Genomic DNA, 26758 nt, shown 5'->3' on the forward strand with positions numbered 1-26758 from the left:
AACCTCAAACTCGCCCCTGCCCGGGGTTGTTATTAAAATGGGGGGTATTGCATAGCAGGGGCAAGTCTGACATTCCTGACTAAATTGGTCAACTATTTACTTGACTGTTTTAGTCAGGTATTTAACCTTCTGTGCGCTCATCATCAAACGCATCACTCTTCTTTATTCTTCTGCTCAATCGACGCCAGAATACCGCGCAGAATGTTCAGCTCCTGGCTTTCCGGCCGGGCGCGGGTGAACAGACGACGCAGCTTGTTCATCACCTGACCGGGATGGTTGGCGCGGATAAAACCAGTGGCGAGCAGCGTCTGCTCCAGATGGCCGTAAAAACGCTCGAGGTCGTCCACCAGCGGATACGGCGTCTCTTCGTGTTCTACTTTCTCGCCGCGCTCCTGCGCCGCCAGCCACGCCATACGCACCTCATAGGCGATAACCTGCACCGCCATTGCCAGGTTCAGCGAGCTGTACTCCGGGTTTGCGGCAATCGCCACGTGATAGTTGCACTTTTGCAGCTCATCGTTGGTCAGGCCGACGCGCTCGCGGCCAAAGACCAGCGCCACCGGGGCATGTTCGGCTTCTGCGACGCTTTTCAGCCCACACTCGCGCGGGTCGAGCATTGGCCACGGCAGGGTGCGCGAACGGGCGCTGGTGCCAACGACCAGGCTACAGCCCGCCAGCGCGTCATCCAGGGTGTCGACGATCCGCGCGTTGCCGATAACGTCGCTGGCGCCTGCCGCGAGCGCGATAGCCTGCGAGTCCGGTTTCACCAGCGGATTCACCAGCCACAGATTGGTTAAGCCCATGGTTTTCATTGCGCGGGCAACAGAGCCCATATTGCCGGTATGCGAAGTTTCGACCAGCACGATTCGAATATTTTGCAGCATAGTTTTTCTGTGTCTGAAGAATATTCGGCCATATTACCATAAACGGAAGACAGATTCCGATCCCACTGCTATACTCTGCGCCGTTTTCCCGTTCTTTAACATCCAGTGAGAGAGACCGATGCATCCGATGCTGAACATCGCCGTGCGCGCAGCGCGCAAGGCGGGTAATTTAATTGCCAAGCACTACGAAACGCCAGACACCGTAGAAACCAGCCAGAAAGGCAGCAATGATTTTGTGACCAACGTCGATAAAGCCGCAGAAGCCGTTATTATCGACACCATTCGCAAATCTTACCCGCAGCACACCATCATCACCGAAGAAAGCGGTGAACACGCAGGTGAAGATCAGGATGTTCAATGGGTTATCGATCCACTGGATGGCACCACCAACTTCGTAAAACGTCTGCCGCACTTCTCCGTATCCATCGCCGTACGCATTAAAGGTCGTACTGAAGTCGCTGTGGTTTACGATCCCATGCGCAACGAACTGTTCACCGCAACCCGCGGTCAGGGCGCACAGCTCAACGGCTACCGTCTGCGCGGCAGCAATGCCCGCGATCTGGACGGCACCATTCTGGCGACCGGCTTCCCGTTCAAAGCCAAGCAGCACGCCACCTCCTACATGAATATCCTCGGCAAAATGTATACCGAGTGCGCTGACTTCCGCCGCACCGGCTCTGCTGCGCTGGATCTGGCCTACGTTGCCGCTGGCCGCGTTGACGGTTACTTTGAGATTGGCCTGAAGCCGTGGGATTTCGCCGCAGGCGAGCTGATCGCCCGCGAAGCAGGCGCGCTGGTCTGCGATTTCACCGGCGGTCACAATTATATGATGACGGGCAACCTCGTTGCCGGTAACCCGCGCGTCGTGAAAGCCATGCTGGCGAACATGCGTGACGAACTGAGCGAAGCGCTGAAGCGTTAATGTTTTTACCCTCTCTCCACCGGGGAGAGGGTTTCTTCCCTTGCGCTTAAAATGGCCGCAATCCCCTTCCCACCGGCACCGCGCTCACCCACATCACCACCGCTGCCGTCAACAGTACAATACCGCCAGCCATCGCCAGCGTGGTCCAGCCAATCTGCCGCCACAGCACCGGCGCTTTATTGCCGCTCATCCGTACCGCTATCTGACGAAAACTGTGCACCAGCAACGCCAGCGATGAAATCGTCAGGGAAGTGCCTGCCGCCATCGCCAGCGCCGACGCAACGCCCCAGGCAAAAACGCCGATCACCTTACTGAACAGCAGCACCATAACGGCGCCGGAGCACGGGCGCATCCCCATCGACAGAATAATCATCAGCCTGGCGCGCCAGTCGCCATCCTGCGCCATCTGTTGAGGATCCGGCATATGCTGATGCCCGCAACCGCAGTTGGCATGGTGTACATGATGAGGCGTGAAAGCAGTAAAGGCGGGCTTACGCAGCAAGCGACGCAAATTTTTCAACGCCCGCCAGCAGAGCATCAACCCCAGCACGCCCACCAGCGCATAGCTGCCTTTCTCCAGCCAGAAGCTGCTAAGATGCAGTTCCCGCGCAGGCAATGCCAGCAGGCTCAGAACGATGACGGTCAGGCCAACAGCCACCAGCCCTTGCAGCAAGGAGGCGGCAAGCGTCAGCCCTATGCTTGCCTTAAGTTTTGAGGGATGGGTCGCAAGCCAGGTGGCGATCACCACTTTGCCGTGCCCCGGCCCTAAGGCGTGCAACACGCCGTAAACGAAGCTAAAGAGAAGCAGAGAACCACCCGCTTTAGTTGGGTTTTCCGCCACCGCCTGCAGCAGACCGCTCATCTGCTGATTCACCTCTCGCTGCCAGAGAATGCTTTTCAGCATCACCTGCGGCCACAGATGCCACAGCCACACGCCGCCCGTCAGCATGGCCAGCAAAAACAGCGCCAGCGGCCAAAGGTGAACCCAGCGCGGCGAACGGCGAGACGCCGGGGTCATTAAGGACATTGCAACGTCACCTGTTGTGCGAATTGTTTTCCGAGATCCATATCCTCCGGCGGCGCATCGGCTTTATCCAGCGACAGCGCGTAGGCCGTCAGATCCTGGTTCGGTTTCGGCGTATGCACCTTGACCTGACACCCGGCGGGCATCCCCTTTGCGAGGGAAACGTCGGCATCCTTGTCATAATGCATATCGACAAAATAGCTCGGGTCGAAGGTCGCGAACTGATAGTGCTGCCCGGCCAGCGGTAACGGCGTCGCCAGCGGCAGCGTAAAGGTCAACACCGCCTGATGACCGTCGCGGGAAAGCCCATAGGCAGGGGGCAGGTTGTCGAATTTGACCTTCTCTTTGCCGTGCCAGAATTCGGTGAAGTAGTGCTGGCCAAGCACGTTCGCCATGACTTCCGCCGCCAGTTTCTTCCATACCTCATCGCCTGGCTTTGCGTTTCCGGCGTCGTACAGCAGATCGGCCGAGGTAATTTCATCCATCGTCCAGCGCATATTGATGGCCGTAAGCTTACCGTTTTCAGCCACCAGTTGGCTCTGCAGGGTGATGAAACTGTGCGGATGCGCCGCCGCGTTCCACGATAAAACCATGCAAAAAGCCGCCGTCGCGCTCAGTTTCACTCTCTTCATCGCTTCCTCAGTGAAAAATTCTGTGACCTTCTCCAGCATTCCTTACGCAAAGGTGACCTCACCCGCTTTCGCATCGTCGACCTTTGGCTATTCTTATCGAAAAACGCCACTGGACTCTGACAGATGATGACCCTGAGTGAACCGCCATCTGTGCTTTCCAGTCCACAGCGCCGCTGTCAGATCCTGCTGATGCTGTTTCTGCCAGGGCAGTCCGTGACGCAAGAATACATTGCTCGGGTCAATCACGTCGATGATGAGATTGCCCAGATGGATATTGCCGAGACACGCCACGAGGTACAGCGCTATCACCGACTCAACATCGTGAAGCAGACAGACGGCAGCTACAGGATTGAAGGCACAATACTTGATAAGCGTCTATGCCTGCTGCACTGGCTGCGTCGCGCCCTGCGTCTGTGTCCACAGTTTATTGCGCACCAGTTTACCCCGGTGCTTAAAACGCAGCTTAAACAGTCCTCCATTTCGCGGATACTGTATGACGACACCAACCTGTATGCGCTCGTTAACCGCTGCGCGCGCAGTCTTCACCGGCAGTTCGACAGCCGGGACGTCGCCTTCCTGCGGCTCTATCTGCAATATTGTCTGTTGCAGCAGACCCCGCAAAACGCACCTCAGTTTACAGTACTGCAGCGCCGCTGGGCGCAGGCCAGCGCCGAGTTTCAGGTGGTGGCCGATATCGTACGCCACTGGCAGCGACGCACGCTGCAAACGCCGCACCCGGACGAGCATCTGTTCCTTGCGCTGCTGTTTATGATGCTAAAAGTGCCGGACCCGCATCGCGATCAGCATACCCAGGATATTCGCCTGACGCGCACCATCAACCAGTTGATTGATCGCTTTCAGCTGCTTTCCGGCCGCCAGTTCACCGACCGACAGGGTCTGCGCAACCAGCTGTACGTGCACCTGGCGCAGGCCATGAACCGCAGCCTTTACGGCGTCGGGATAGACAACACCCTGCCGGATGAAATCCATCGTCTGTACCCGCGGTTAATGCGCACCACGCAGGACGCGATAGCCGGGTTCGAAGTCGACCATGCGCTGCGTTTTTCGATGGAGGAGATAGGACTCATTGCGGTGATTTTCGGCGCCTGGCTGATGCAGGAAGACTCCCTGCATGAGAAACAGGTGGTGCTGCTTACGGGAGACGACCCCGCTCATGAGCAGGAGATAGAGCAGCAGTTGCGTGAGCTGACGCTACTGCCGATTAGCATCAAATACCAGACGCTGCGCGAGTTTCAACAGAATGGCGCGCCGAAGGGCGTATCGCTGGTCGTCACGCCCTACTCGACCTCGCTGCCGCTGTTCTCCCCGCCGATTATTCACGCCGGGGAGCGACTGAGCGACAACCAGTGTCAGCACATTTGTCAGATGCTGGAAGCGGGCTGAGCGGCCACCTTCGGGCGCAGCACCATCGCGGGCAGCGCCACCAGCGCCATCACCCAGAACACGCCGTGCCCCAGGTGCTGGTAAAGGAAACCGGCAAACACCGTCATCACCGCGATGCTGCCGCCCATGGCGACCGCAGAGTACACCGCCTGCAGGCGGATAACCTCGCTGCCCTGGCGCGCGGCGATATAGCGCATTGCCGCCAGATGACAGACGGTGAAGGTGCCGCAGTGCAGGATCTGCGCCACGATAAGCCACGGCAACGCCGTGGTCCACCCCATAATTCCCCAGCGAACGACGCCGCAGACGGCGGACAGCAGCAGCAGGTCCCTGGCGCTGAAGCGACGAAACACCTTTTTGCTGGCGGCAAAGATAATGACTTCCGCCACCACGCCAAGCGACCACAGGTAACCTACCGCCGACGCCGAATACCCCACTCCCTGCCAGTAAATAGCGCTGAAGCCATAATAGGCGGCATGCGCCCCCTGCAGCAGGCTGACGCAGGCCAGAAAACGCCAGCTTTGCCGTACCAGCGTCGCCCAGGACTGCCAGCCCGTCGACGCCTGCTGGCGGGACTCTCCCTGCGGCATCACTGACGGACGCAGCAACATGCCGAGCAGCATCGACGCCACGCCGAGACTCAGGAGAAGCAATATCACGTGATAATCAAACAGGCTGACCAGTTTCCCCGTCAGCGCGGAGCCGATCACAAAGGCAATCGATCCCCACAACCGCACCCGGCCATAGTCCATGGTGATTTGTTTTTGCCAGGTGTTGGCCAGCGCATCGGTCAACGGCACCAGCGGCGAGAAGAACAGGTTGAAACCCACCATCACCACCATCAGCCAGGCAACCGACGTCCCGGCCCAGAAGGCGAGGATAAACAGCAGCGTCAACAGCGCCAGCACCCGCAGCGCGCTAATCAACCGGGAAGGGTCGCTGACCCGCGGCGCAATCAGCAGGCTGCCCAGAAAACGCGCCACCAGCCCCGCCCCCAGCAGGATGCCGATCGTCTCCGGCGTCAGCCCGAGCCCTTTGAGCCAGACGCTCCAGAAAGGCAAGAAAATGCCGTAGCTAAAGAAATAAGTGAAATAACTGAGCGCCAGCCAGCGCGTCGAGAACAAGACCATGACATCCTCCCAAATGGTGGCGATAGTCTGGCGACAAACCCCGGCTGGCGCAAGTGGCCTGTTTACAAGGTATTAACACGGATTTGCTACAGAATTGACCACAATCGACATCGACAGGCTCGTTTCCTCCCCCTGCTGCAACAACACCAGCCCCGGCTGCCCCGGCATACGGTGGGCGTTTACCGGGTGACTCTGCGGCTCCAGACACAGGAATGACTGACCGCACATTCTGAAAAGCATTAACCACTGAGCTTGCGATAAAAGTGTGATTTCTATCTCATTATTTCGTACCCATGCGCGACCACTCCACCCTGAGTAACAGACGTTCAGCCATTCGTCGCGCCCGTATTGCCCGGCGCTTCGTGCGGCCCGGTATGCTGTTGCGCCAGCTGCGCTTCCAGCGCCTCCAGCGTAACGCCTTTGGTTTCCGGGACATTGCGCAGAATATAGACATACCCGGCCGCGCAGATAACACCATACAGCAGGAAGCTCCCTGCCGCGCCCAGCCCGGCGTTAAGCAGCGGGAAGGTGTAGGTCAGCAGGAAACAGGCGATCCACAGCGCCAGCGTTCCCAGCGACATCGCCAGGCCGCGCACCCGGTTGGGGAAAATCTCAGAAAGCAGCACCCAGGTCACCGGCGCCAGCGTCAGCGCATAGATGGCGATAGCCGCCAGCACCAGCAGCAGTACCGGCCAGCCCATGATACCCAACGCATAGGCTCCGGCGATCAGCACATAGATAATCGTCAGGCCAAAAGCGCCAAGCAGCATCAGCTTGCGACGCCCCAGTTTATCTACCAGCGGCAGTGCGGCAATCGTAAAGACCAGGTTGATAATGCCGGTCGCCACGATGGATTTGAGCGTCCCGTTGATATCAAACCCGGCAGAGGCGAAGATTTCCTGCGCATAGTTGAAAATGACGTTGATCCCGCACCACTGCTGGAACACCGCCAGCACCATGCCGATAATAACAATCGGTTTAACCTGCGGTGCCAGCAGCGTGGAGTACGACACCTTATGGTTGTCTTTCTCCAGCGTCTGGGCGATTTCCTGTAGGGTATGCTCCGCGTAGGTGGTAGAACCCACCCGTTCAAGCGTCGCGCGGGCACGTTCTGGCTTTCCAGCCTTCATCAGCCAGCGAGGGGATTCCGGGACAAAGAACATCAGTACAAGGAACGCCAGCGCAGGCACCAGTTCGGCGCCAAACATCCAGCGCCAGCCCGTTTGACCGTTCCAGGTATCAAGAATCATCTGCTGCGTCGCGCCGCCGGGCACCGGGTCGGCGATCATCAGGTTAACCAATTGCGCCGCCAGCACGCCGATAACGATAGTCAGCTGGTTTACCGCAACAAAGCGACCGCGCTTTTCCGCCGGACTCACTTCCGCGATATACAGCGGGCTTAACGCCGATGCCAGACCAATCCCCACGCCGCCTACAATGCGGTAGACCACAAACAGATCAAAACTACTGGCAAGCGCCGTCCCCCATGCCGAGGCGCTGAATAAAATAGCGGAGAGGATCAAGGGCAGCTTGCGCCCTAATCGGTCGGCGCACCAGCCGGAAATCAGAGCGCCGAACACGCAGCCCGCCAGTGCGGAGCTCATCGCCCAGCCGGATTGCGCCGGATCGGTAATAGAGAAATACGCTTCATAAAACGGCTTCGCGCCGCCAATCACCACCCAGTCGTAACCAAACAATAAACCGCCGCAGGCTGCTACCAGACAAATCGTCCAGACGTAGCCCATTTTGAGATGTGTCTGCGCGTTATTCATTCACTCAGTTCCTCTGGTCGCTGCATAAGAGAGGATGAGTCTAAATAGAAGCGTGCGAGCAAACAGACGTTACTCGCACGCTATAAACTTAAGAAAGTTCAGTGAAAAATGATACCTTATACAACTCTTAGTACCATACGCAGCGACATTGACTCTCCAGGAGTAAGCTCAACAAGGTCACCTCCATGGGGTCGATGATGATCATCCGGTGCATGACTCATCGGTTCAAGACAGAAAAAGTCGAACGCGTAACCTGGGTTAAAAACGGGGTCGGAGACGAACATGAAGTAACACGGCGCGGATGGTTCGGTTTCCATAAAAAGCTGGTATCCCGCCTGCGGCTGCGAGATCTGCGCTACACCATCCCAACCGGAAAACCCGTTGTTGAGCCAATGCCGCGGCAACGGCGATGGGAGATTAAAATCAAGCTCTCCCGGCAGTTGTTCGCTAAACGCTCCGGCAAGCCACTGTTCCCGCTCCAGCCAGTACCCGTTCGCTTTCGCCTGTACCGTCGTTTGGGGTGCCAATGGAAAAAACGGATGCCAACCCAATCCAAACGGTAGTGCCTCTGCACCCTCATTGACAACCGACAGCGTCATTGTCAGGCGGTCTGTTGCCAGCTGAAATACCTGAGCCACCCGGTAGCGATAAACCCCAGTGCGCTGCCGATACTCCAGCCGCAGCGTATCGTCTGTCTGCGATTCGCAGCACCACTCGCCGAGCCAGCCATCTCCATGTAAATAGTGCTCATCCCACGTCACGTTTGGTACAAAATGGTATTCCTTCCCCTGCCAGGCAAAACGGTTGCCGCTAACGCGATTGCCGAACGGTACCAGCGGAAAGCAGGATGAGTCTGTTGCGACACCATTTTTTTTACCCGAGCGCAATAACGGTGTTTCCTGCCGCCAGAATCCTTCAATTACGCCGCCACGGTCAGAAACCTCAAGCCGTAATGCCCCTTTAGTTAAGGTAAATAACGTCATCCCTTATCTCCTTAATCCGGAAAGTTAATCACCACTTTGCCGCATTTGCCACTTGCCATCAGCGCATAAGCCTCTCCCGCCTGCTCCAGAGAAAAGCGATGCGTGATGGCATTGCGCGGCCAAAGCTTCCAGTCGGTTAAGTCGTGAGCGCATTTTTCCATATGAAAAAGGCTGGTAACCCAGGAACCAATGATCCGCCGTTGGTGATGCATGAGATCGGCGCTGACTTCAAACTCTACCTTGCCGGTTTCCCCGATATAAACCACACGCCCCCAATCGGCAGTCGACTGAAGTGCCAGCAAACGTCCTGTCGCGTTGCCTGAACAGTCAAGCGCCACATCGGCACCACCATGAGTAATTTCCGAGATCAGTTCAGGCAGACGCTCAGTGGTAGCGAGATAACCGTTATCCATCACCCCTAACTGTTTTGCCATCGCCAGTCGCTCCGGCAGCATATCAACGCCGATGACCCGTTTAGCTCCACGCCCACGGGCCAACATCATCGCCATCATTCCTACGGGGCCAAGCCCAACCACCAGCACATTATCGCTGCCGGACACCTCACCACGCAGAATCCCCTCATAGGCAGTACCGACACCACAGCTGATGAATGCGCCGTCCTCATAACTGAGCGCATCAGGGAGTAGAATCAGATCTTTTTCTTCTGCCAGCAGGTACTCCGCATGACCACCATCGCGCTGCCAGCCATAAGCCGCTTTTCCGTTGCCAGTACAGGAAATGGGAAATCCACGACGGCAATTCGGACAAAAACCGCAACCGGAAATGTGATAAACCAACACACGGTCACCTTCGCTAAAGTGGCGACATCCCTGCCCTAACGCCACAATCTGTCCGCAGGGTTCATGGCCGTTGATAAACCCCTGATACAGCGGTTTATCCGGCGCCGCCGCCGTTGCGCGGTGCTGGTGATAAATGTAGTGAACGTCGCTACCACAAATACCAGAGGATTTCATTTTGATTAATACCTGGTTAATACCCGGCGTAGGTACCGAGACTTCTCGCAGATCGACGGTGGAATTACCCGGTAAATAAGCAGCCAGCATAGTTTTCATAAGTCCCTCATTATCAATACGATGAATCTTTATCCCTGCCGCGCCCGCGCCAGGGTAATGGAATTATTCAGTGTTTTGCTTTACCGCTGCGCTGCGTCAGCATGATATTCGCCAGCACCGCCGCCACAATAATGACGCCGCGTACCACCTGCTGGAAAAAGGAGTTGATGCCAAGCAGCACCAAACCGTTGCCGATAAGCGTAATGACCAGCACCCCCAGTAAAGTGCCGAACAGCGATCCTCGTCCACCGGAAAGCGCCGTCCCGCCCACCACAACGGCGGCGATAACATCAAACTCCAGACCATTCGCCGCTCCGGCATTGCCGGAGCCGAGACGCGCAGCCAACAAAATACCGGTGACAGCTGCCAATACTCCTGACAACGTGAAGATCAGAATACGTACGCGCCGGACATTAATTCCGCACAGCTGGGCTGCGGTAGCATTACCGCCCACAGCGAACACCGAGCGACCAAAAGCGGTTTTGCGGCTGATAAAGACAAACAGAGCGAACAGAATCATCATGATCAACGCCGACACCGGTATACCGAGGAGTTGACCGCCCAACCAGTCCAGTACATCGTTTTCATCAATCGGTACTGGTAATGCATTGGTCATAAACAGCCCCATCCCACGCAGCGCACTCCACAACCCCAGCGTGGCAACAAAGCTGGGCACGTTAAATACGCCCCGCAGCACTCCAGCAAGCGTGCCCATCAGCGCGCCGAGCAGCAGCACCAGTAAACAGGCAACGCTAAGCGGCACCTGATACTGCAGTAAAAACGCCAGACATACCGAAACAAAGGCCACCATGGGCCCAACGCTGACATCGATTTCACCGGAGATAATAATCAGCGTCATGGCCCAGGCGGCAATCCCGATAGTGGCGGCATCGCGCAGCACGTTCATTTGGTTATTCAGGGAGATAAAACCTGGCGCATTTAGCGAAAACACCAGGTAGAGGATAGCAATCACCACTAACAGGCCAATCTCGTTAATGTGGCGACTGAAAAATTGCTTGAGAGATACGTTCTTGCCTTGCGGCAACGGTAATGACGACGCGGACATTTTCGAATTCCTCAGTAAAATTTTCATCAGTGCACGGACAGAATGGCGGACATCAGCTCATCCACACTGACGGGAGCAAGATATTCCCCGGTGAAAGTACCGTGTTGAAGCAACAGAATGCGGTCACAGACCAGCGGTAGTTCCTCAACCTCGCTGGAGATAAACATCACACTCCTCCCTTCGGCAGCAAGTTCACGCACGATGCGGTAAATTTGCTGTTTCGCTTCGATATCCACGCCGCGCGTCGGTTCATCAAGCAGCAAAATTTGGCTGGCGGCATAAACCCAGCGGCCAATCACAACTTTTTGCTGATTACCGCCGGAGAGTGTACCGATGGCCGTTTCAGCACTGGCGGCTTTCACTGTCATTCGTTGCATCATCACTTCCGTTACACGCCGGATGGTGTCCCATTGCAACATCCCCCGAACACTCACCTTACTGCGATTAGTCAACACGGTATTTTCATCAACCCCAAGCCAGGGGATGATCCCAGCCTCTTTACGATTTTCTGGGGTATAACCGATACCGCGTTTGAGCATATCGGCATAGTCGGGACGTCTGACGGTCTCACCGTTAAGTACAATCTCCCCACCATCGAAAGGCTCCAGCCCAACAATGGCTTTCAATAGCTCGCTGCGTCCTGCACCAAGCAGACCGGCAATACCAAGCACTTCCCCGCGCCGAAGGGTAAAGCTGATATTCTTGAGTTTTGGTGCCTGTTGCAGTCCTCTGACTTCGAGCACCAGCTCGCCATGCAGCCCCACGCTCTCGACGGGTGAAATATCCGCATGAACGCGGCCAAGCATCAATGAAACGATATGGTGAGTTGAGGTACTATCCAGTGCCACATCCCCCGCCACCTGACCATCACGCATAATGGTGGCGCAGGAGGCGATGCGGCGAATCTCTTCCATACGATGGCTGACATAAATGACCGCTACACCCAGCGCGGACATTTTCTTCACTGCGCTAATCACCAGTTCCACTTCTGCGCTGGCAAGCGAGCTGGTCGGTTCATCCAGGATCACGACTTTCGGCTCTCCTTTCATGACCCTCGCGATCTCAACCAGCTGTTTTTGTGCCGGACTAAGGGTGGAAACCAACTGGTCAGGATCGACCTCAACCCCTAATGCCTGCAGGCTTAACTGTGCCTCTTTGTACATCTGCGGGTAATCAATCATGCCGCCATGGCGTGGCCAGTGCCCAAGACAAAGGTTTTCCGCCACCGATAACCCTTCCACCAGGCTTAATTCCTGATATACCGCACGCACGCCAAGTTCAGCTGCACGACGGGTTAGCGTGGCGTCATCGCCATTCAACCGGGTATCACCGAGCCAGACCTCGCCGCCATCGGGACGTTCGCTTCCGGTAAGCAGGCGTATCAGCGTTGATTTACCCGCTCCGTTTTTACCAAGCAGTGCGCGCACTTCGCCTCTGTTGAGCGTGAAATTCACGTTATCCAACGCAACGACACCAGGATAACGTTTATTTCCACCCACCACTTTTGCTACTGCTACAGCCTCTGTTTGCATTGCCGTCAACATAGGAACCTCAACCATTTATTGCTGCGATTAAGGCAAACCATCGACATGCGTTGCCAGCCACTGTTTACCGTCTTCCGTTTTGGTGTAGAGATCGATAGGAACCTGAATCACCTTTTCCGTTGGCGGTTTTTTATCAATGACACTTAACGTCTGAGCAAAAACAGCGTTACCCATTTTCTTACCGGAAATATCGACTACCGCTTTCAGCACCTGATTGCTTTCTAACTCCTGGGCAATTTCTGTCGTCATATCAGAACCAAAGACGACAATTTTCCCGCTCTGATTTTGATTACGTACCGCCTTAACCGCACCCAAGGTCGCACCGCCCGACTCGCCCATAATGGCGTTCAGGCCAGGTGTAGAGATAATCAGTTTTTCTCCGACGGAAATTGCCTTATCTAAGACAGTTCCTTCCTGATTAGCCACGATTTTCGCGTCAGGCAGGCGTGCTTTCAGTGCCTCCTCGAACCCTTTACGGCGCTGGACGCAAACTTCGAATGCTTCACAGTTAATGACTGCTATCTTCGGCTCATCTATTTTGTTGGCAACAAAATAATCGGCGGCAGCATTACCCAGCTTTCTCCCAAATTCCAGCGGATCGCCTACCAGATAAGCGGCAATATATTTATCAACTCCTGTTTGGTTAATACAGGTGTTGTAGCAAATCACTGGAATACCGGCCTCACTGGCGCGACGAACGGTGCGGCTACTGCCATTTTCAGATACAGCAGAGAGGATAATGGCGTCAACATTTCTCGCCACAAGAGTATCGACAAAGGTACTCTCTTTCGAAATATCCCCTTGGGCGTTGGTTTCAATAAGCTGAACCTTGACTCCAGAGGATTTTGCCGAGTCCTGAATCCCCTGACGCACTCCAGCGTAATACCCTTGCGTATCAAGATAGATAGCGCCAATAGTGGCTTGTTTCTCCGCGGAGACAGAGGGAAAAGACAAACTAAATAGTATTAACAATAAAAATGGCGCAAAAGATGTTTTGATGTTTCCGCACATAGGTGCCTCCTGTAGGGTTAAGGCATTTTTTAATTAACGGCAATGGGCTCAGCCGATTATTCAGAAACCAAATTGCTAGATATTCTAAACATCTGAAACAGAGCGGCGGGTCATGCCGCTCAAAGAATACAGTTAACGACCCTTAGTGAACGAAAGTCAGGACATAGGGCATTACCTGACGGAACAGTGCAGCTTTCGGCCATGCCGGGTTAATATTATCCAGCAAGGCGCAGGCACTATCGTATGCACGACTATCGCCAAGCCCTGCTGCGGCAAGCGCCTCGACGGTCAGGCATTTCTCCTGGTGTTGAAGCTGTAGGTCGGCATAAAGCGACAGTAAATCCGGTTGGGAAACAGCGAAGAAATCTGCGTCTATGCTGCTCGTCGCCATCTGCTGCGCCCATTGTTTCATCTGGGTGAATAGCTGAGCGGATGCCTGTTGTTCGCCAAGCATTTTCAGCGCTATCCCCTGCCAGAAGAGATAATCCACGGGCTGATCGTTGTAGTAGCTGTGAATGTTGATGGTGCGGTCACCTGAAGCGGCAAGGCGCAAACAGCGCATCGCCTCTGCCGAATCTCCCGACTCCCGTGCACAAATGGCAAGCCCGAACCAGATATCATTATCCGTCTGCCCCGGTAGCCGTCCTTCGCTGAGGTTTTCGGGATAATGCAGCGCCGCCCGCAACTGCTCTGCCGCTACCTGCGGCTGCTTTTGCTCAATGGACCGCCAGGCGCGCAGCAGATGATTGAGGATAAACTGTCCCGTCACTTTCCCCTCTCCTCCCTCCCAGGGGTGGAATTTACGCGTCGCCAGACACTGTGCCGCTTTCTGCGTCTCCCCCATAAAATTCCAAAGGTTTAGCAACTCAGCGGTCATGTCGTCGCGTTTCAGCGCGCATTCAAGGTTGGCCTCCATCCGGGCAAGCCGTTTTGCCGGTGCGGCGCCATTCAGCTTATCGAGCAGATCGCGCTCGAACAGTAGACGAGCATCCTGCGGCGACAAGCGACACGCGGTATCCAGACAGCAAGCGGCCAGTTCGGCGTCATGCCGTTTGTTCCATGCGTGGATCGCCAGTCCCCGCCAGCCATCAGCAAACTCCGGCGCCATCTCTACGCAGCGCTGCCACAGGGCGGTAGCCTTTCCATAACTGCGTTTGCTGTAGAAGAAGCAAGCCAATAAATGACGGGCGAACCAGCACTCGTCGATACTTTCCAGCGCGGCGACCTCATCCAGGGTATTGGGAAAGCGAACAAATTCAGGGAACACGGCGCGCGCGCGCGCGACCAGCCCCTCTCGCTCCGCCTGTGGCAACAAACTGGCCTGTAGGTAAAGCGGTAGCGTGCGCTGACAGCCAAGCGCTGCCAGCATGTCAGAAGCCAGCGATGGCATCCCCCAGTTGATAAGTTGCCCTGCGGTAAGCATCGCGTTGACGTCACGACCACGGCACATTCCCCGCCATTGCGCCAGGCAGGCCTCGGTGCGTTCGGCAAACCAGTTGAGCCACCACAGAGTCGGATTCAGCGGATAGTCATGCAGCAATTTTTCGCGCTGCAGGCGAGCGTTCTCCTCTCGTCCGCTTAGCTGCATCAACAGATTTTGCAGGCATAATACCTCCTGGTTGGTCGGGCAAGCGCGCAAGCTCTGATGACAAAAATCGAGTCCGGCCTCATATTCACCGTTTCGAGCGGCAAGACGCGCCAGACCGTAATAGCCACCAGCCTTACTGTTACCGCTCCAGACTGCGCGCCAGAAGTCCTCTTCGGCATCCGGCCATTTCGCCAGCCGCTCATTGGCGTTTCCCCTGATCAGGCTAGCCTGGCCACACTGCGGGTTTTTATTCAGCGCGTGAGCGCGTTTCAGCGCCTGTGATGCGTAAGTTACCGCCTGAAGGTAATCGGCACGGTTATACTCCAGCATCGCCAGCGACAGGTTGCAGCGATAGTCAAGCGGATCGATCGCCACCCCTTGCAGGTAGTAATCGAATGGAGAACGACTGGCGTGATGATATTGCTCAAGATGTTGACCAATAAACCAGGCATCGTCAGTGCTGGTTATCTCACGCGCGGCCAATGGCGCTTTTGCCACTGCTGGCAGCGGTACTTCCTCAGGCTGATGCTCCTTATAGTGAAGAACTTGATTGCCGGTGCTGTCCGTTAGCTCGATGGTCATTCTGCCCGGTTCAATGCCTTTCAGGAGCCCATGCATCACTGAGGCTGGCGTCAACGAGACTGCTTCATCCAGCAACGTTTCATGCTTACCCGCTTCACGAACAGCCAGACGATATCCTGCCAACGGCGCGATAGCATACAGACCCCATTCGACTCCCTCTTCTGTACGTTGCAGTTTTAGCACGGCGTCACGGGACGCATTCTGTACCATCCCCAACGTATGGTAAGGCAGGAAATACTGCTCAAAGCGTTTCTCTTCGAAGGCGTCAATCCACGTAAAATCTGGCTGGTTATCGGCATAAATACCTGTCATCAGCTCAATGTAAGGACCGTTTTCATCCGTAAGATTCTTGTCCCACGCCTGGCCGAACTCGCTATATCCCCAGCTCCACTGCTTTTTCCCTGGCGCAATATGATGATTTGCCACATGTAGCAGACCACCGCCTTCATCATGGTTCCATGCCCCGACGAAATCATATTGCGATTTTTCCGCCATATAGGAGGTTGGAACCGGTACATTTTTATAGCGAGAGATATCTACGCCCGCAGAATAATCCACCTTGTAGTAGGTTCCGGTCGCTATAGGGAATGCGGAGACTGCACGTTTACCGTGGTCAAATACGGCAGTCACATCCGGCGGGAAAACGCTCTGATGACCGTCACCGCCTTTCACCGCCGGGTTGGCCCACCACAGGAAATGCCGAGGGGTGGCGTTGCCGTTATAGACGCGACTGCCAATTTCCAGCGCTGCGCGATCTGGACTGAGGGTAAATCCGGTCATTACCTGCAAACCATGCATTGGTTCGGTTTCGCCGACCCACACGGTCTGCGCACCATCGTCATGCGCTTCAATCGTAAAATCCACCGGCATAAATGTGGTCGGACGATGATGTTGTGGCCAGTTGAACTCAATGCCACCAGAGATCCACGGTCCCAATAATCCTACCAGGGCTGGTTTAATCACATCGTTGTGATAGACAAAATCCCGATGTTTCACCTTATCCCAGGCCCGGTGTACACGCCCCCCCAACTCCGGCAGGATCATGACTTTGATGTAGTCATTTTCCAGCCATACCGCCTGCCACTGCTTTAACACCTTCTGTTCACTAAGCGTGTCCGTTACGCCGTAGGGGTACACCGCCCCAGAGGATCCCTGATAGACGCGGTTTTCCAAAAACATAGGATGAATATCCTGCGGCCCGGTCTCATAGGTCGGGATACTGACACTTTCTTGCCAAACTTTTACTGGGTTCATATCGCCCTCAATATTAACGAGACATACTGAATTAAAAGATTGATGGCAGTCTAATGAACAATCTGGCAATGTTTTCGTATGATAATCACGCAATAAAGTAAACCTGGTTTAGTAAAATGAAAGCCTGCATTAATAACCAACAGATTCGTCACTACAACAAAGGCGTCATCCTTGAGCTGCTGTACAGGGAAAAACGCGCTAATAAATCGACACTGGCGCGCTTAGCACAGATATCTATTCCAGCAGTAAGCAATATTCTGGAAGAACTGGAGAGCGAAAAGCGGGTGCTAAATATTGAAGATGAAAAACAGACCCGAGGTCACAGTAGCGGAGTCTGGCTCATTGCGCCGGAGGGAGACTGGACGCTATGTGTTAACGTTACACCAACCAGCATTGAGTGCCAGTTGGCAAACACCTGCCTTAGCCCAAAAGGTGAGTTCGAGCGTTTTTCCATTAATGTCCCTACACCACAAGCACTGTTAGCAGAAATCGAACAATGCTGGCATCGTCATCGCAAATTATGGCCTGAGAGAACAATAAACCTGGCACTGGCAATTCATGGCCAGGTCGACCCCATTACCGGTGTATCGCAAACAATGCCGCAAGCGCCGTGGAAAGCCCCTGTTGAAGTAAAATATCTGCTGGAAGAGAAGTTGGGTATTCGCGTCATGGTAGATAACGACTGTGTCATGCTGGCTCTGGCTGAGAAATGGCAAAACAATAGCCGGAGTCGAGATTTCTGCGTTATTAACGTTGATTATGGCATTGGCTCCTCTTTCGTCATCAATGACCAGATTTATCGTGGCAGCCTGTACGGCAGTGGGCAAATTGGCCATACCATTGTGAATCCGGACGGGGTAGCCTGTGACTGTGGACGCTATGGCTGCCTGGAAACGATCGCCTCACTGAGCGCATTGAAAAAACAGGCGCGAATATGGCTAAAATCTCAACCATCTTCTACGGTACTGGACCCGGAAAAAATAACATCGACGCAGCTTATTCATGCCTGGGAAATGGGTGATCCGTGGATAAAAAACTGGGTCGATAACTCCGCAAACGCCATTGGGCTAAGCCTGTACAACTTCCTGAATATCCTCAATATAAACCAGATATGGCTATATGGCCGCAGCTGCGCTTTCGGTGAAAAGTGGCTCAATACCATTATTCGCCAAATTGGCTTTAACCCCTTCGACCGAGACGAAGGACCGAGTGCTAAATCGACACAAATCGGCTTCGGACAACTCAGCCGCGCCCAGCAAATTCTGGGTATTGGCTATCTCTATGTCGAGTCGCAACTTAATAGCCTGTGACATCTGATAACGATTTAGCCTTGCTCGATTCAGTTCACAAAATAGAAACATTTTTAGCGGCAAGGGTTCCTGATTGACGAGAAATACCGCCGCTGCAACCGAAGTATGATACATAAATGTTAATATTTGGTTTCATATTTCTTATTTAGCAACATTTAAGACCTTACAAAAAATACAACAACAATAAAAATTAACCGTTATTTAACTTATGGTTATCCTAATTATTACACTAGCGGACATTTATCACATTTTGATAAACTGCGATTCTTCCCCTCTTCCCTTCGTTGATAACCTCCCCTGCGTGACATGCCTCTGTCTCCCCAAAAGGTACAACGATGAAATTAAAACTCGCATTACTCAGTGCAACTCTGGTTTCTGCATGCATGTTGTCCGGTACATCCTTTGCGGCGGAAAAGTATGAAATCGCAGTGGTGGCGAAAGTCACCGGTATTCCCTGGTTCAACCGTATGGAAGTTGGCGTTAACGACGCGGCGAAAAAACTCGACGTCAACGCTTACCAGACGGGTCCTTCCACGCCAGACCCTGCTCAGCAGGTAAAAGTTATCGAAGATCTGATCGCCAAGAACGTTAATGCGATTATCGTGGTGCCAAACGACGCGAAAGTGCTGGAACCGGTGCTGAAAAAAGCGCGCGATAAAGGCATCGTCGTACTGACCCATGAATCCCCGGATCAGCAAATCGGTCAGTGGGATATCGAGACCATCGATAGCGAAAAATACGCGCAGGCCAACGTGGATGAGCTGGCGAAGGCAATGGGCGGTAAAGGCGGCTACGCCATTTATGTCGGCTCCTTGACCGTGCCGCTGCACAACGCGTGGGCTGACGCCGCCATCAAATACCAGAAAGAAAAGTACCCGGATATGTTTGAAGTCACCTCGCGTCTGCCGGTGGCGGAAAGCATCGATAAGTCCTACGCAACGACGCTTGATCTGATGAAAACCTATCCGCAAATGAAAGGGGTCATCGGCTTCGGCTCTCTGGGCCCGATTGGCGCAGGCCAGGCGGTACAGAAAAAACGCGCCAAAGATAAAGTCGCCGTCGTCGGCATCGCCATGCCGGGTCAGTCAGCGCCTTACCTGATGCGCGGCGATATCAAAAAAGTGCTGCTGTGGGATCCGAAAGATGCGGGCTACGCGCTGGTGACGGTCGCCGATCAACTGCTGCAGGGTAAAGCCGTCACGCCCGATCTGACCATTGATGGTTTAGGGAAAGCCGATGTCGACATGGATAAGAAAGTGATCCGCTTTAACAAGATCCTCGAAGTCACCAAAGATAACGCACAGTCACTCGGTTTCTAAGGCCCTCAGCCAACGACCAGGGAACCACAACGCCGGCCTGTCTGGCCGGCAATATCGCAAAGACGCACAGTCGCGCCCTTCGGGGCGCTCGCAGGGGTATTGTCCATGACAGACACCACCGCATTTATCACTCTTGAGAATATCAGCAAGCAATTCCCGGGCGTGCTGGCGCTGGATAACGTGAGCCTGACGTTAAAAAAAGGCGAAGTTCACTGTCTGGCGGGGCAGAACGGCTGCGGCAAAAGCACCATTATCAAAGTGATCTCCGGCGTCTATCAGCCGGAAAAAGGGGCGCAGATTCAGCTCGATGGCAAACTGTTCCACCACCTGACGCCAGCGCTCTGCGCCCATTACGGTATCCAGGTTATCTACCAGGACCTCTCGCTATTTCCTAACTTCAGCGTGGCGGAAAACATTGCCGTCAACCGCTATCTGCCGGGCGGGGATATCTGGGTTCGCCGCGGCGCCATGAAGCAGCAGTCGCTGAAAGCAATGAAGCGCATCGGCGTGACGCTCGATCCGGATAAAAAAGTCGAAAAACTCTCCATTGCCGACCGCCAACTGGTCGCGATTTGCCGCGCTATCGCCGCGGACGCCCGGCTGGTGATTATGGATGAGCCGACCGCCTCGCTGACCCGCCAGGAGGTGAACGGCCTGCTACGGGTGGTCAACGAGCTGAAGGCCGCAGGTATTTGCGTTGTCTTCGTCAGCCACCGCCTCGATGAGGTGATGGAGGTGGCGGACCGCATCAGCGTCATGCGCGACGGTAAATTAGTCGGCACCTACCCGGCCCAGACGCTCGACAGCCACGAGCTGGCCTTCCTGATGACCGGGCAGCGTTTTCACTACCGCCCGCTTCCCGAAAAACCGCTAATCGACAGCACACCGCTGCTGGAGCTGCGTAACCTCAGCCGCAGGGGAAAATACCGCAACATCAACCTGTCGCTTAGTCGGGGAGAAATCGTCTCAATCGTCGGTCTGCTGGGCGCCGGGCGTACCGAGCTGTGCCTGAGCCTGTTCGGTATGACGCGCCCGGAAAGCGGCGATATCCGCATTAGCGGCGAGCGGGTTACGTTTCGCAATAACCATGACGCTATCCGGCACGGCATCGGCTACGTCTCGGAAGATCGCCTGACGCAGGGGCTTATCATGGAGCAGTCCATTTACGATAACACCATCGTCACGGTGTTCGACAAGCTCCATACCCGCAGCGGCCTGCTCGATCATAATAAAGCGCAAACGCTGGTCGACGAGCTGATCCGCGAGCTGAACATTAAGGTCGCCGATCCCAAGCTACCGGTAAAAACCCTGTCCGGCGGTAACGCCCAACGTATTGCGATTGCCAAGTGGGTGGCAACCCATCCGCGGATCCTCATTCTCGACTCCCCCACCGTCGGCGTCGATATCGCCAATAAAGAAGGTATTTATCAGATAGCCCGCGGCCTCGCGGAACAGGGAATGGCGGTGCTGATGATCTGCGATGAAATCCCGGAGGCGTATTACAACAGCCACCGCGTGCTGGTGATGCGCCGCGGCGAGCTGGTCGCGGAGTTTACTCCCCATCACTGTCGCGAAGCGGAGATTGCGGAGGTGGTCAATGAGTAACGAACGTCTCTCCCGGTTAGTCGGGCAACACGAATTCTGGCTGGGGCTGCTGGTGGTTGCGCTGGCGGTTGGCCTGAGCGTGGGAACTAATGAATTTCTCTCGCTCGGCAACCTGACGGATGTCGCCACCAGCTATGCCATTCTCGGCATTCTCGCCTGCGGGCTGTTTGTGGTGCTGATTTCCGGCGGTATCGATATCTCCTTTCCGGCAATGACGGCGATCGCCCAGTACGTGATGGCGAGCTGGGTCATCGCCCACGGCGGCAACTTCGCGCTGGCGCTGGTTATCGCGATTGCCGTCGGGCTGCTGCTCGGACTGCTTAACGGTTTTCTGGTTTACTGGCTGCGCGTACCGGCAATTATCATCACCATCGCCACGCTCAACGTCTACTACGGGCTGCTGGTGTACGCCACCAAAGGCACCTGGCTGTACGGTTTTCCGGACTGGTTTATGACCGGCATCAACTGGTTCTCCTTCACCGCAGCCGACGGTTACGATTACGGCCTGACCCTGCCTCTGCTGTGCCTGGCGGGAACCATCCTCTTTACCGCCGTACTGATGAACCGCACCCGCCTTGGCCGTCAGATTTACGCCATGGGCGGCAACCGCGATGCGGCATCGCGCCTGGGGTTGAACCTGCTGAAGCTGCATTTTTACGTCTACGGCTACATGGGCATTCTCGCCGGTATCGCCGCCGTGGTGCAGGCACAGATAACCCAGTCGGTCGCCCCTAACTCGCTGCTCGGTTTTGAGCTGACGGTGCTGGCGGCGGTGGTGCTTGGCGGCACCAGTATGAGCGGCGGGCGCGGCACGCTTATCGGCACGCTGCTCGGCGTTGTGCTGCTGGCCTTTTTGCAAAACGGCCTGACGCTGCTCGGGGTCTCCTCTTACTGGCATACCGTCTTCAGCGGCGCCATTATCCTGGTCAGCATCAGCGCCACGGCCTGGAACGAAAAACGCAAACTCGCAAGGGAGCTTTGAGATGAACGCGTTCACAAAACGCTTACCCGGAGATGCCATCATCCGCCTGCAGTGCGCGATGATTATCGTGGTGGCCGTTGTCTTTTCGGCGCTGCTGGGCAGCCGTTTCTTCAGCGTCGCCAACGTTCAGTCCATCGGTTCGCAGCTGCCAATCCTCGGCATGCTGGCGCTGGGCATGGGGATCACCATGCTGACCGGGGGCATTAACCTGTCGATTATCGCGGGCGCCAACGCCTGTTCGCTGGTGATGGCGGCGGTGATCGTCAGCCATCCGGAGAACCCGCTGTTTTTGCTACTGGCGCTGTTGGCTGGCGCGGCGGTGGCGGTGGCTATCGGCACGCTGAACGGCGCGCTGATCGCCTGGGTCGGCGTCTCGCCGATCCTCGCCACTCTCGGCACCATGACGCTGATTTCCGGCCTCAATATTTTGCTCTCTAACGGCACAGTGATTTCCGGTTTCCCGGCGGCGATTCAGTACCTCGGCAGCGCGACGATAGCGGGTATCCCGGTCGCCCTGCTGCTTTTTTTGCTGGTGGCGGTACTGCTGTGGGTGCTGCTTGAACACACCACACTCGGGCGCAGCCTGTATCTCGTCGGTTCGAATGAGCAGGCCACCCGCTACAGCGGCGTCAATACCGTGCGGGTGCAAATCTCCGTCTACGTCATCTCCGCGCTGCTCGGCTGGGTGGCGGCCATACTGATGATGGCGAAATTCAACTCGGCGAAAGCGGGATACGGCGAGTCGTATCTGCTGGTCACCATTCTGGCCTCCGTTCTCGGCGGTATTAACCCGGACGGCGGCTTTGGGCGCATCATCGGTCTGGTGCTGGCGCTCATTGTGCTGCAGATGCTGGAAAGCGGCTTTAATTTGCTGGGGATCAGCAGCTATTTGACCATGGCGCTGTGGGGCGCTGTGCTGCTCCTTTTTATCGCATTACAGAATCGTAAAGCCTGATGTCAGGAGAAAAATGATGGCGAGTTACTTCATTGGTGTGGATGTAGGAACCGGAAGCGCCCGAGCAGGCGTGTTTGATCTGAACGGCAGAATGGTCGGCCAGGCCAGCCGGGCGATTGAGATTTACCGCCCGCAGGCCGATTTCGTCGAGCAGTCGTCGGACAACATCTGGCAGGCGGTTTGTAACGCCGTACGCGATGCGGTCAACCAGGCCGATATCAACCCGATTCAGGTGAAGGGATTGGGCTTTGACGCCACCTGTTCGCTGGTGGTGCTGGATAAAGAGGGTAAACCGCTGACCATCAGCCCGTCCGGACGCAGCGAGCAGAACATCATTGTGTGGATGGATCACCGCGCCATCACGCAGGCCGAGCGCATCAACGCCCTGCACCACCGGGTGCTGGACTACGTCGGCGGGATTATTTCCCCGGAAATGCAGACACCGAAACTGCTGTGGCTGAAACAGCACATGCCGAACACCTGGGCGAACGCCGGTTACTATTTCGACCTGCCGGATTTCCTTACCTGGCGCGCCACGGGCGACGATACCCGCTCGCTGTGTTCCACCGTCTGCAAGTGGACCTATATGGGTCACGAAGATAAATGGGATGCCAGTTACTTCCGCCAGATTGGGCTGGAGGATTTGCTCGACCATGATGCGGAAAAAATCGGCCGCTATGTTAAAACCATGGGCGAACCGCTCGGCCACGGCCTGACGCAGCGCGCCGCCAGCGAGATGGGGCTCATCCCGGGAACCGCGGTCAGCGTATCGATTATCGACGCCCATGCCGGTACCCTCGGCACGCTGGGCGCCTGCGGCGTCTCCGGCGAAGTGGCGGATTTCGACCGCCGCATCGCGCTCATCGGCGGCACCTCGACGGGGCATATGGCCATCTCAAAACAGGCGCGTTTTATCGGTGGCGTCTGGGGGCCCTACTATTCGGCGGTGCTGCCCGACTACTGGCTGAACGAAGGCGGGCAGTCGGCCACCGGCGCGCTCATCGACCATATCATTCAGTCTCATCCCTGCTATGAAACCCTGCTCACGCAGGCGAAAAGCCAGGGACAGACCATCTACGAAGTGCTGAACGCGCTGCTGCGCAAAATGGCCGGCGAGCCGGAGAATATCGCCTTCCTGACCCGCGATATCCATATGCTCCCCTACTTCCACGGCAACCGTTCGCCGCGCGCTAACCCGACCCTGACCGGTGCGATAACCGGCCTTAAGCTGTCGCGTACCCCGGAAGATATGGCGCTGCAGTATCTGACGACGATCCAGGCGATTGCGCTGGGCACCCGGCATATTATTGAGACCATGAACCAGAGCGGCTACACCATCGATACCGTGATGGCGAGCGGTGGCGGCACCAAAAACCCGATTTTTGTCCAGGAGCACGCCAACGCCACCGGTTGCGCCATGCTACTGCCGGAGGAGAGCGAGGCGATGCTGCTCGGCGGCGCGATGATGGGCACCGTCGCGGCGGGCGTGTTCGACACCTTCCCGGAAGCCATGTCAGCGATGAGCCGCATCGGTAAAACGGTGACGCCGCAAACCAACCGCATCAAGCAGTACTATGACCGTAAATATCAGGTGTTCCACGAAATGTATCAGGATCACATGAAGTACCGGCAACTGATGCAGGAGGATGCATGAGTGACAGCTGGCAACAGGCGACCGGTGCATGGCGTCTTTACAGCGAGGCGCTAAGCGGTCTGGAGCGACATCTGAACGCGCCACTCTGGCAGGCATTAATGGCGGAACTGCGCGGCTGCAAGGGGAAGATAGTGGTCACTGGCGTGGGTACCTCCGGCATTGCGGCGCGCAAAATCGCCCATATGCTGGCCTGCGTTGAACGCCCGGCCATTTACCTGAGCGCCACCGACGCCGCCCATGGCGATCTCGGTTTCTTACGCGCCGACGACCTGGTGATTATGCTGTCCCGCGGCGGCAACTCGGACGAGCTGACCCGACTGCTGCCGGGACTGACGGCGCGCAATGTTGCGCTGCTCAGCGTCACCGAAAACCCCGATTCAGCCATCGCGAAGGCGTCGAGGCTTGTCATCTCCACTGGCGTCCAGCGCGAAGCCGATCCGCTCAACATGCTGGCGACTACCTCGATTATTCTGGCGCTGGCTATTTTTGATGCGGCCTGCGCCTGTCTGATGAGCGAGAGCGGGTATTCGAAAGAAACCCTACTGTCGGTGCATCCCGGCGGCGATGTCGGCTTAACGCTGCGAGCGCGCTCCGAATGATAAAAAGGCTTCTCTGCAAAAGCCTTTTTATATTGCCCTGATCTAACGGCAAAATACCTTATTAATTCGCCGGGAGTAGAGGAAATAAGGGATCCAGACTGCTGCGCCAATCACCGGGAACAACGCGTTGCGAATGTCGTTACCATCGAAATATGCGCCATACAACCACGCCGGAATCACTGCAAAATAGAACATATAGGCCACGCCCAGCAGATAGTAGGCGACCAGTACCTTACGAATGCCCTTCTTGCGCCGGAAGAAGTACCAACTGGCGGTCAGCGTCATCGCCGCATCGATCAGCATGACCGCGACGCCGCCGATAGCATACCCACTAATCATCCCGGTTTGCCGCAGGTAGTTAATAATGGCGCCAGTGAAGGCATAACACCCGTACGGGGTACAGAGGATATTGATAATCAACCCCGCCGCGGGTAAATAGAGCAAACCGTTTATTTTCTGCTCATCGAGCGTTTCACAGCTGTCGCACAGTCCGGACTCTTTATTAGCCTCTTGTTGCCGACAATCAATACACTGCATATTTGTTCCCTTGCCCATATAAAAGAAGCGATCTTACACACCGTCACTTCCATATGCAGGGGGCCGTGAAATAAAAAAATATTCTCTCGCCGCCGGAGGTTGCCTCTGCCGCCAGCAGCATAAACCACAGAGAATTTATCTTTGCGTGTGATCTTTTACGCAGACTTCTGCGCCTTCAGACTGTTGATACGCGGTTGAGGAGAGAAATGGCGAGCCGGGGGATTGTGTATTAACGTTAGGTTATCTTTCTCACAAAAAGAGCCTGCTATGAACGCTATCCGCTATTTCGAGTTTGGGCAGTCGCGCCATCTGATGCTGCTGATTGCGCGTATTGCGATCGTTGTGCTGTTTATTATTTTTGGGATTCCGAAAATAACCGGCTTTAGCGGGACAGTGCAATATATGACGTCGCTTGGCGCGCCAGCGCCGATGCTCGCCGCGATCATCGCCGTCATTATGGAGGTGCCAGTCGCTATCCTGATTGTGCTCGGTTTCTTTACCCGCCCTCTGGCGGTCATTTTTGTGTTCTACACCCTAGGGACGGCCTTCATCGGCCACGCGTTCTGGCACTTAAGCGGGAATGACGTGATCCCGAATATGATTAACTTCTACAAAAACATCAGTATTGCGGGCGGGTTCATACTGCTGGCGGTGACCGGTCCCGGTGCAATATCTCTCGACCGACGGTAACGATAAAAAAGGCCGCTTCCGCGTAATGCAACTCAGTTAAGCAAAATAATGAATCTTTATTCATTATTTTGCTTTAAAGCGCCCCCTTTGAAAAAAGGGTGGAACCGTTCCGTTCACTTTACTCCTCCGCTTCCTGTCCATTTCTCTGCGGTGAACGTGTTAAGGGCGCTCGCCGCCGCGCCCTTAACAATCCCGGCTCCTCCGGCTTCTTCTTCGCCTGAACGGGGCGCGGGTGTTG

General features: G+C 55.5%; 22 protein-coding genes and 1 pseudogene. 10 read left to right on the plus strand and 13 right to left on the minus strand.

What is annotated here, in order from left to right:
* Positions 1-152: 152 nt before the first annotated feature.
* A complete protein-coding gene (trmJ, locus tag JO226_RS03680; protein WP_293493425.1) occupies positions 153-884 on the minus strand; it encodes a tRNA (cytosine(32)/uridine(32)-2'-O)-methyltransferase TrmJ in 732 nt (243 codons plus the stop codon).
* A 118-nt stretch (positions 885-1002) separates the two neighbouring features.
* Between trmJ and suhB the strand changes: the two genes are divergently transcribed.
* Positions 1003-1806, plus strand: a complete 804-nt coding sequence (suhB, locus tag JO226_RS03685; protein ID WP_293493428.1) for an inositol-1-monophosphatase — start codon at positions 1003-1005, stop codon at positions 1804-1806.
* Positions 1807-1852: 46 nt separating this feature from the next.
* On the opposite strand, the gene JO226_RS03690 is transcribed toward suhB, so the two are convergent.
* Both JO226_RS03690 and JO226_RS03695 read right to left on the minus strand, forming a co-directional pair.
* Positions 1853-2833 carry a nickel/cobalt transporter gene (locus tag JO226_RS03690; RefSeq protein WP_293493431.1) on the minus strand — a complete coding sequence of 327 codons (981 nt, stop codon included), beginning with the start codon at positions 2831-2833 and terminating at the stop codon, positions 1853-1855.
* Positions 2824-3462, minus strand: a complete 639-nt coding sequence (locus tag JO226_RS03695; RefSeq protein ID WP_293493433.1) for a DUF1007 family protein — start codon at positions 3460-3462, stop codon at positions 2824-2826. Before JO226_RS03695 ends, JO226_RS03690 begins: the two co-directional genes overlap by 10 nt.
* A 123-nt stretch (positions 3463-3585) precedes the next feature.
* Here JO226_RS03695 and csiE point away from each other — a divergent pair, with 123 nt between their 5' ends.
* Entirely contained in the window at positions 3586-4866 is a 1281-nt protein-coding gene (csiE, locus tag JO226_RS03700) for a stationary phase inducible protein CsiE (protein WP_293493434.1), read from the plus strand.
* Here the strand turns inward: csiE and JO226_RS03705 are convergent.
* The 9 genes and pseudogenes from JO226_RS03705 to JO226_RS03745 all read right to left on the minus strand — a co-directional run bounded on the left by JO226_RS03705 (position 4845) and on the right by JO226_RS03745 (position 16869).
* Positions 4845-5996 carry a 3-phenylpropionate MFS transporter gene (locus tag JO226_RS03705; protein WP_293493436.1) on the minus strand — a complete coding sequence of 384 codons (1152 nt, stop codon included), beginning with the start codon at positions 5994-5996 and terminating at the stop codon, positions 4845-4847. The genes csiE and JO226_RS03705 overlap by 22 nt on opposite strands.
* 72 nt (positions 5997-6068) lie before the next feature.
* Positions 6069-6347: pseudogene (locus JO226_RS03710) on the minus strand (aldose 1-epimerase); the annotation flags it as partial.
* Positions 6323-7768, minus strand: coding sequence for a sugar porter family MFS transporter (locus tag JO226_RS03715; RefSeq protein ID WP_293493438.1), 1446 nt, complete (start codon positions 7766-7768; stop codon positions 6323-6325). The pseudogene JO226_RS03710 and the gene JO226_RS03715, both read right to left, overlap by 25 nt.
* Positions 7769-7884: 116 nt before the next feature.
* Positions 7885-8751, minus strand: coding sequence for an aldose 1-epimerase (locus tag JO226_RS03720; RefSeq protein ID WP_293493441.1), 867 nt, complete (start codon positions 8749-8751; stop codon positions 7885-7887).
* An 11-nt stretch (positions 8752-8762) separates the two neighbouring features.
* Positions 8763-9824, minus strand: a complete 1062-nt coding sequence (locus JO226_RS03725) for a zinc-binding dehydrogenase (protein ID WP_293493443.1) — start codon at positions 9822-9824, stop codon at positions 8763-8765.
* Between the two features lie 67 nt (positions 9825-9891).
* Positions 9892-10890, minus strand: coding sequence for an ABC transporter permease (locus JO226_RS03730; RefSeq protein WP_293493446.1), 999 nt, complete (start codon positions 10888-10890; stop codon positions 9892-9894).
* 26 nt (positions 10891-10916) lie between these two features.
* Positions 10917-12434 carry a sugar ABC transporter ATP-binding protein gene (locus JO226_RS03735; protein ID WP_293493448.1) on the minus strand — a complete coding sequence of 506 codons (1518 nt, stop codon included), beginning with the start codon at positions 12432-12434 and terminating at the stop codon, positions 10917-10919.
* 27 nt (positions 12435-12461) lie between these two features.
* On the minus strand, positions 12462-13445 hold the full coding sequence (locus tag JO226_RS03740) for a substrate-binding domain-containing protein (RefSeq protein WP_293493451.1): 984 nt from the start codon (positions 13443-13445) through the stop codon (positions 12462-12464).
* A gap of 142 nt (positions 13446-13587) precedes the next feature.
* Positions 13588-16869 (minus strand): DUF5107 domain-containing protein, encoded by a 3282-nt coding sequence (locus JO226_RS03745; RefSeq protein WP_293493454.1) that lies wholly within the window; start codon positions 16867-16869, stop codon positions 13588-13590.
* Positions 16870-16985: 116 nt separating this feature from the next.
* Between JO226_RS03745 and JO226_RS03750 the strand changes: the two genes are divergently transcribed.
* The 7 genes from JO226_RS03750 to JO226_RS03780 all read left to right on the plus strand — a co-directional run bounded on the left by JO226_RS03750 (position 16986) and on the right by JO226_RS03780 (position 25293).
* Complete coding sequence (locus JO226_RS03750) at positions 16986-18179, plus strand: ROK family protein (RefSeq protein WP_293493457.1); 1194 nt, start codon at positions 16986-16988, stop codon at positions 18177-18179.
* Positions 18180-18514: 335 nt separating this feature from the next.
* A complete protein-coding gene (locus JO226_RS03755; protein WP_293493460.1) occupies positions 18515-19498 on the plus strand; it encodes an autoinducer 2 ABC transporter substrate-binding protein in 984 nt (327 codons plus the stop codon).
* A 105-nt stretch (positions 19499-19603) separates the two neighbouring features.
* Positions 19604-21103, plus strand: coding sequence for a sugar ABC transporter ATP-binding protein (locus JO226_RS03760; protein ID WP_293493463.1), 1500 nt, complete (start codon positions 19604-19606; stop codon positions 21101-21103).
* Entirely contained in the window at positions 21096-22085 is a 990-nt protein-coding gene (locus tag JO226_RS03765) for an ABC transporter permease (RefSeq protein WP_293493466.1), read from the plus strand. The genes JO226_RS03760 and JO226_RS03765 overlap by 8 nt, the downstream gene beginning before the upstream one ends.
* Before the next feature lies 1 nt (position 22086).
* Positions 22087-23040: an ABC transporter permease gene (locus JO226_RS03770; RefSeq protein WP_293493469.1), complete on the plus strand. Its 954-nt coding sequence runs from the start codon at positions 22087-22089 to the stop codon at positions 23038-23040.
* Positions 23041-23056: 16 nt separating this feature from the next.
* Positions 23057-24694, plus strand: coding sequence for an FGGY-family carbohydrate kinase (locus JO226_RS03775; RefSeq protein WP_293493484.1), 1638 nt, complete (start codon positions 23057-23059; stop codon positions 24692-24694).
* Positions 24691-25293, plus strand: a complete 603-nt coding sequence (locus tag JO226_RS03780; protein ID WP_293493472.1) for an SIS domain-containing protein — start codon at positions 24691-24693, stop codon at positions 25291-25293. The genes JO226_RS03775 and JO226_RS03780 overlap by 4 nt, the downstream gene beginning before the upstream one ends.
* A 42-nt stretch (positions 25294-25335) precedes the next feature.
* Here the strand turns inward: JO226_RS03780 and JO226_RS03785 are convergent, their stop codons facing one another.
* A complete protein-coding gene (locus JO226_RS03785) occupies positions 25336-25830 on the minus strand; it encodes a DUF2569 domain-containing protein (RefSeq protein ID WP_293493475.1) in 495 nt (164 codons plus the stop codon).
* 267 nt (positions 25831-26097) lie between these two features.
* Between JO226_RS03785 and JO226_RS03790 the strand changes: the two genes are divergently transcribed.
* Entirely contained in the window at positions 26098-26520 is a 423-nt protein-coding gene (locus JO226_RS03790) for a DoxX family protein (RefSeq protein ID WP_293493478.1), read from the plus strand.
* Positions 26521-26758: the final 238 nt, after the last annotated feature.

The sequence above is a fragment of the Pluralibacter sp. genome, from assembly GCF_019237635.1.
Classification (GTDB): Bacteria; Pseudomonadota; Gammaproteobacteria; order Enterobacterales; family Enterobacteriaceae; genus Enterobacter_B.

Bases quoted from the DNA above. Each gene is read 5' to 3' on its own strand.
- trmJ (WP_293493425.1), bottom strand. From the start codon at position 884: ATGCTGCAAAATATTCGAATCGTGCTGGTCGAAACTTCGCATACCGGC.
- suhB (WP_293493428.1), top strand. From the start codon at position 1,003: ATGCATCCGATGCTGAACATCGCCGTGCGCGCAGCGCGCAAGGCGGGT.
- JO226_RS03690 (WP_293493431.1), bottom strand. From the start codon at position 2,833: ATGTCCTTAATGACCCCGGCGTCTCGCCGTTCGCCGCGCTGGGTTCAC.
- JO226_RS03695 (WP_293493433.1), bottom strand. From the start codon at position 3,462: ATGAAGAGAGTGAAACTGAGCGCGACGGCGGCTTTTTGCATGGTTTTA.
- csiE (WP_293493434.1), top strand. From the start codon at position 3,586: ATGATGACCCTGAGTGAACCGCCATCTGTGCTTTCCAGTCCACAGCGC.
- JO226_RS03705 (WP_293493436.1), bottom strand. From the start codon at position 5,996: ATGGTCTTGTTCTCGACGCGCTGGCTGGCGCTCAGTTATTTCACTTAT.
- JO226_RS03715 (WP_293493438.1), bottom strand. From the start codon at position 7,768: ATGAATAACGCGCAGACACATCTCAAAATGGGCTACGTCTGGACGATT.
- JO226_RS03720 (WP_293493441.1), bottom strand. From the start codon at position 8,751: ATGACGTTATTTACCTTAACTAAAGGGGCATTACGGCTTGAGGTTTCT.
- JO226_RS03725 (WP_293493443.1), bottom strand. From the start codon at position 9,824: ATGAAAACTATGCTGGCTGCTTATTTACCGGGTAATTCCACCGTCGAT.
- JO226_RS03730 (WP_293493446.1), bottom strand. From the start codon at position 10,890: ATGTCCGCGTCGTCATTACCGTTGCCGCAAGGCAAGAACGTATCTCTC.
- JO226_RS03735 (WP_293493448.1), bottom strand. From the start codon at position 12,434: ATGTTGACGGCAATGCAAACAGAGGCTGTAGCAGTAGCAAAAGTGGTG.
- JO226_RS03740 (WP_293493451.1), bottom strand. From the start codon at position 13,445: ATGTGCGGAAACATCAAAACATCTTTTGCGCCATTTTTATTGTTAATA.
- JO226_RS03745 (WP_293493454.1), bottom strand. From the start codon at position 16,869: ATGAACCCAGTAAAAGTTTGGCAAGAAAGTGTCAGTATCCCGACCTAT.
- JO226_RS03750 (WP_293493457.1), top strand. From the start codon at position 16,986: ATGAAAGCCTGCATTAATAACCAACAGATTCGTCACTACAACAAAGGC.
- JO226_RS03755 (WP_293493460.1), top strand. From the start codon at position 18,515: ATGAAATTAAAACTCGCATTACTCAGTGCAACTCTGGTTTCTGCATGC.
- JO226_RS03760 (WP_293493463.1), top strand. From the start codon at position 19,604: ATGACAGACACCACCGCATTTATCACTCTTGAGAATATCAGCAAGCAA.
- JO226_RS03765 (WP_293493466.1), top strand. From the start codon at position 21,096: ATGAGTAACGAACGTCTCTCCCGGTTAGTCGGGCAACACGAATTCTGG.
- JO226_RS03770 (WP_293493469.1), top strand. From the start codon at position 22,087: ATGAACGCGTTCACAAAACGCTTACCCGGAGATGCCATCATCCGCCTG.
- JO226_RS03775 (WP_293493484.1), top strand. From the start codon at position 23,057: ATGGCGAGTTACTTCATTGGTGTGGATGTAGGAACCGGAAGCGCCCGA.
- JO226_RS03780 (WP_293493472.1), top strand. From the start codon at position 24,691: ATGAGTGACAGCTGGCAACAGGCGACCGGTGCATGGCGTCTTTACAGC.
- JO226_RS03785 (WP_293493475.1), bottom strand. From the start codon at position 25,830: ATGCAGTGTATTGATTGTCGGCAACAAGAGGCTAATAAAGAGTCCGGA.
- JO226_RS03790 (WP_293493478.1), top strand. From the start codon at position 26,098: ATGAACGCTATCCGCTATTTCGAGTTTGGGCAGTCGCGCCATCTGATG.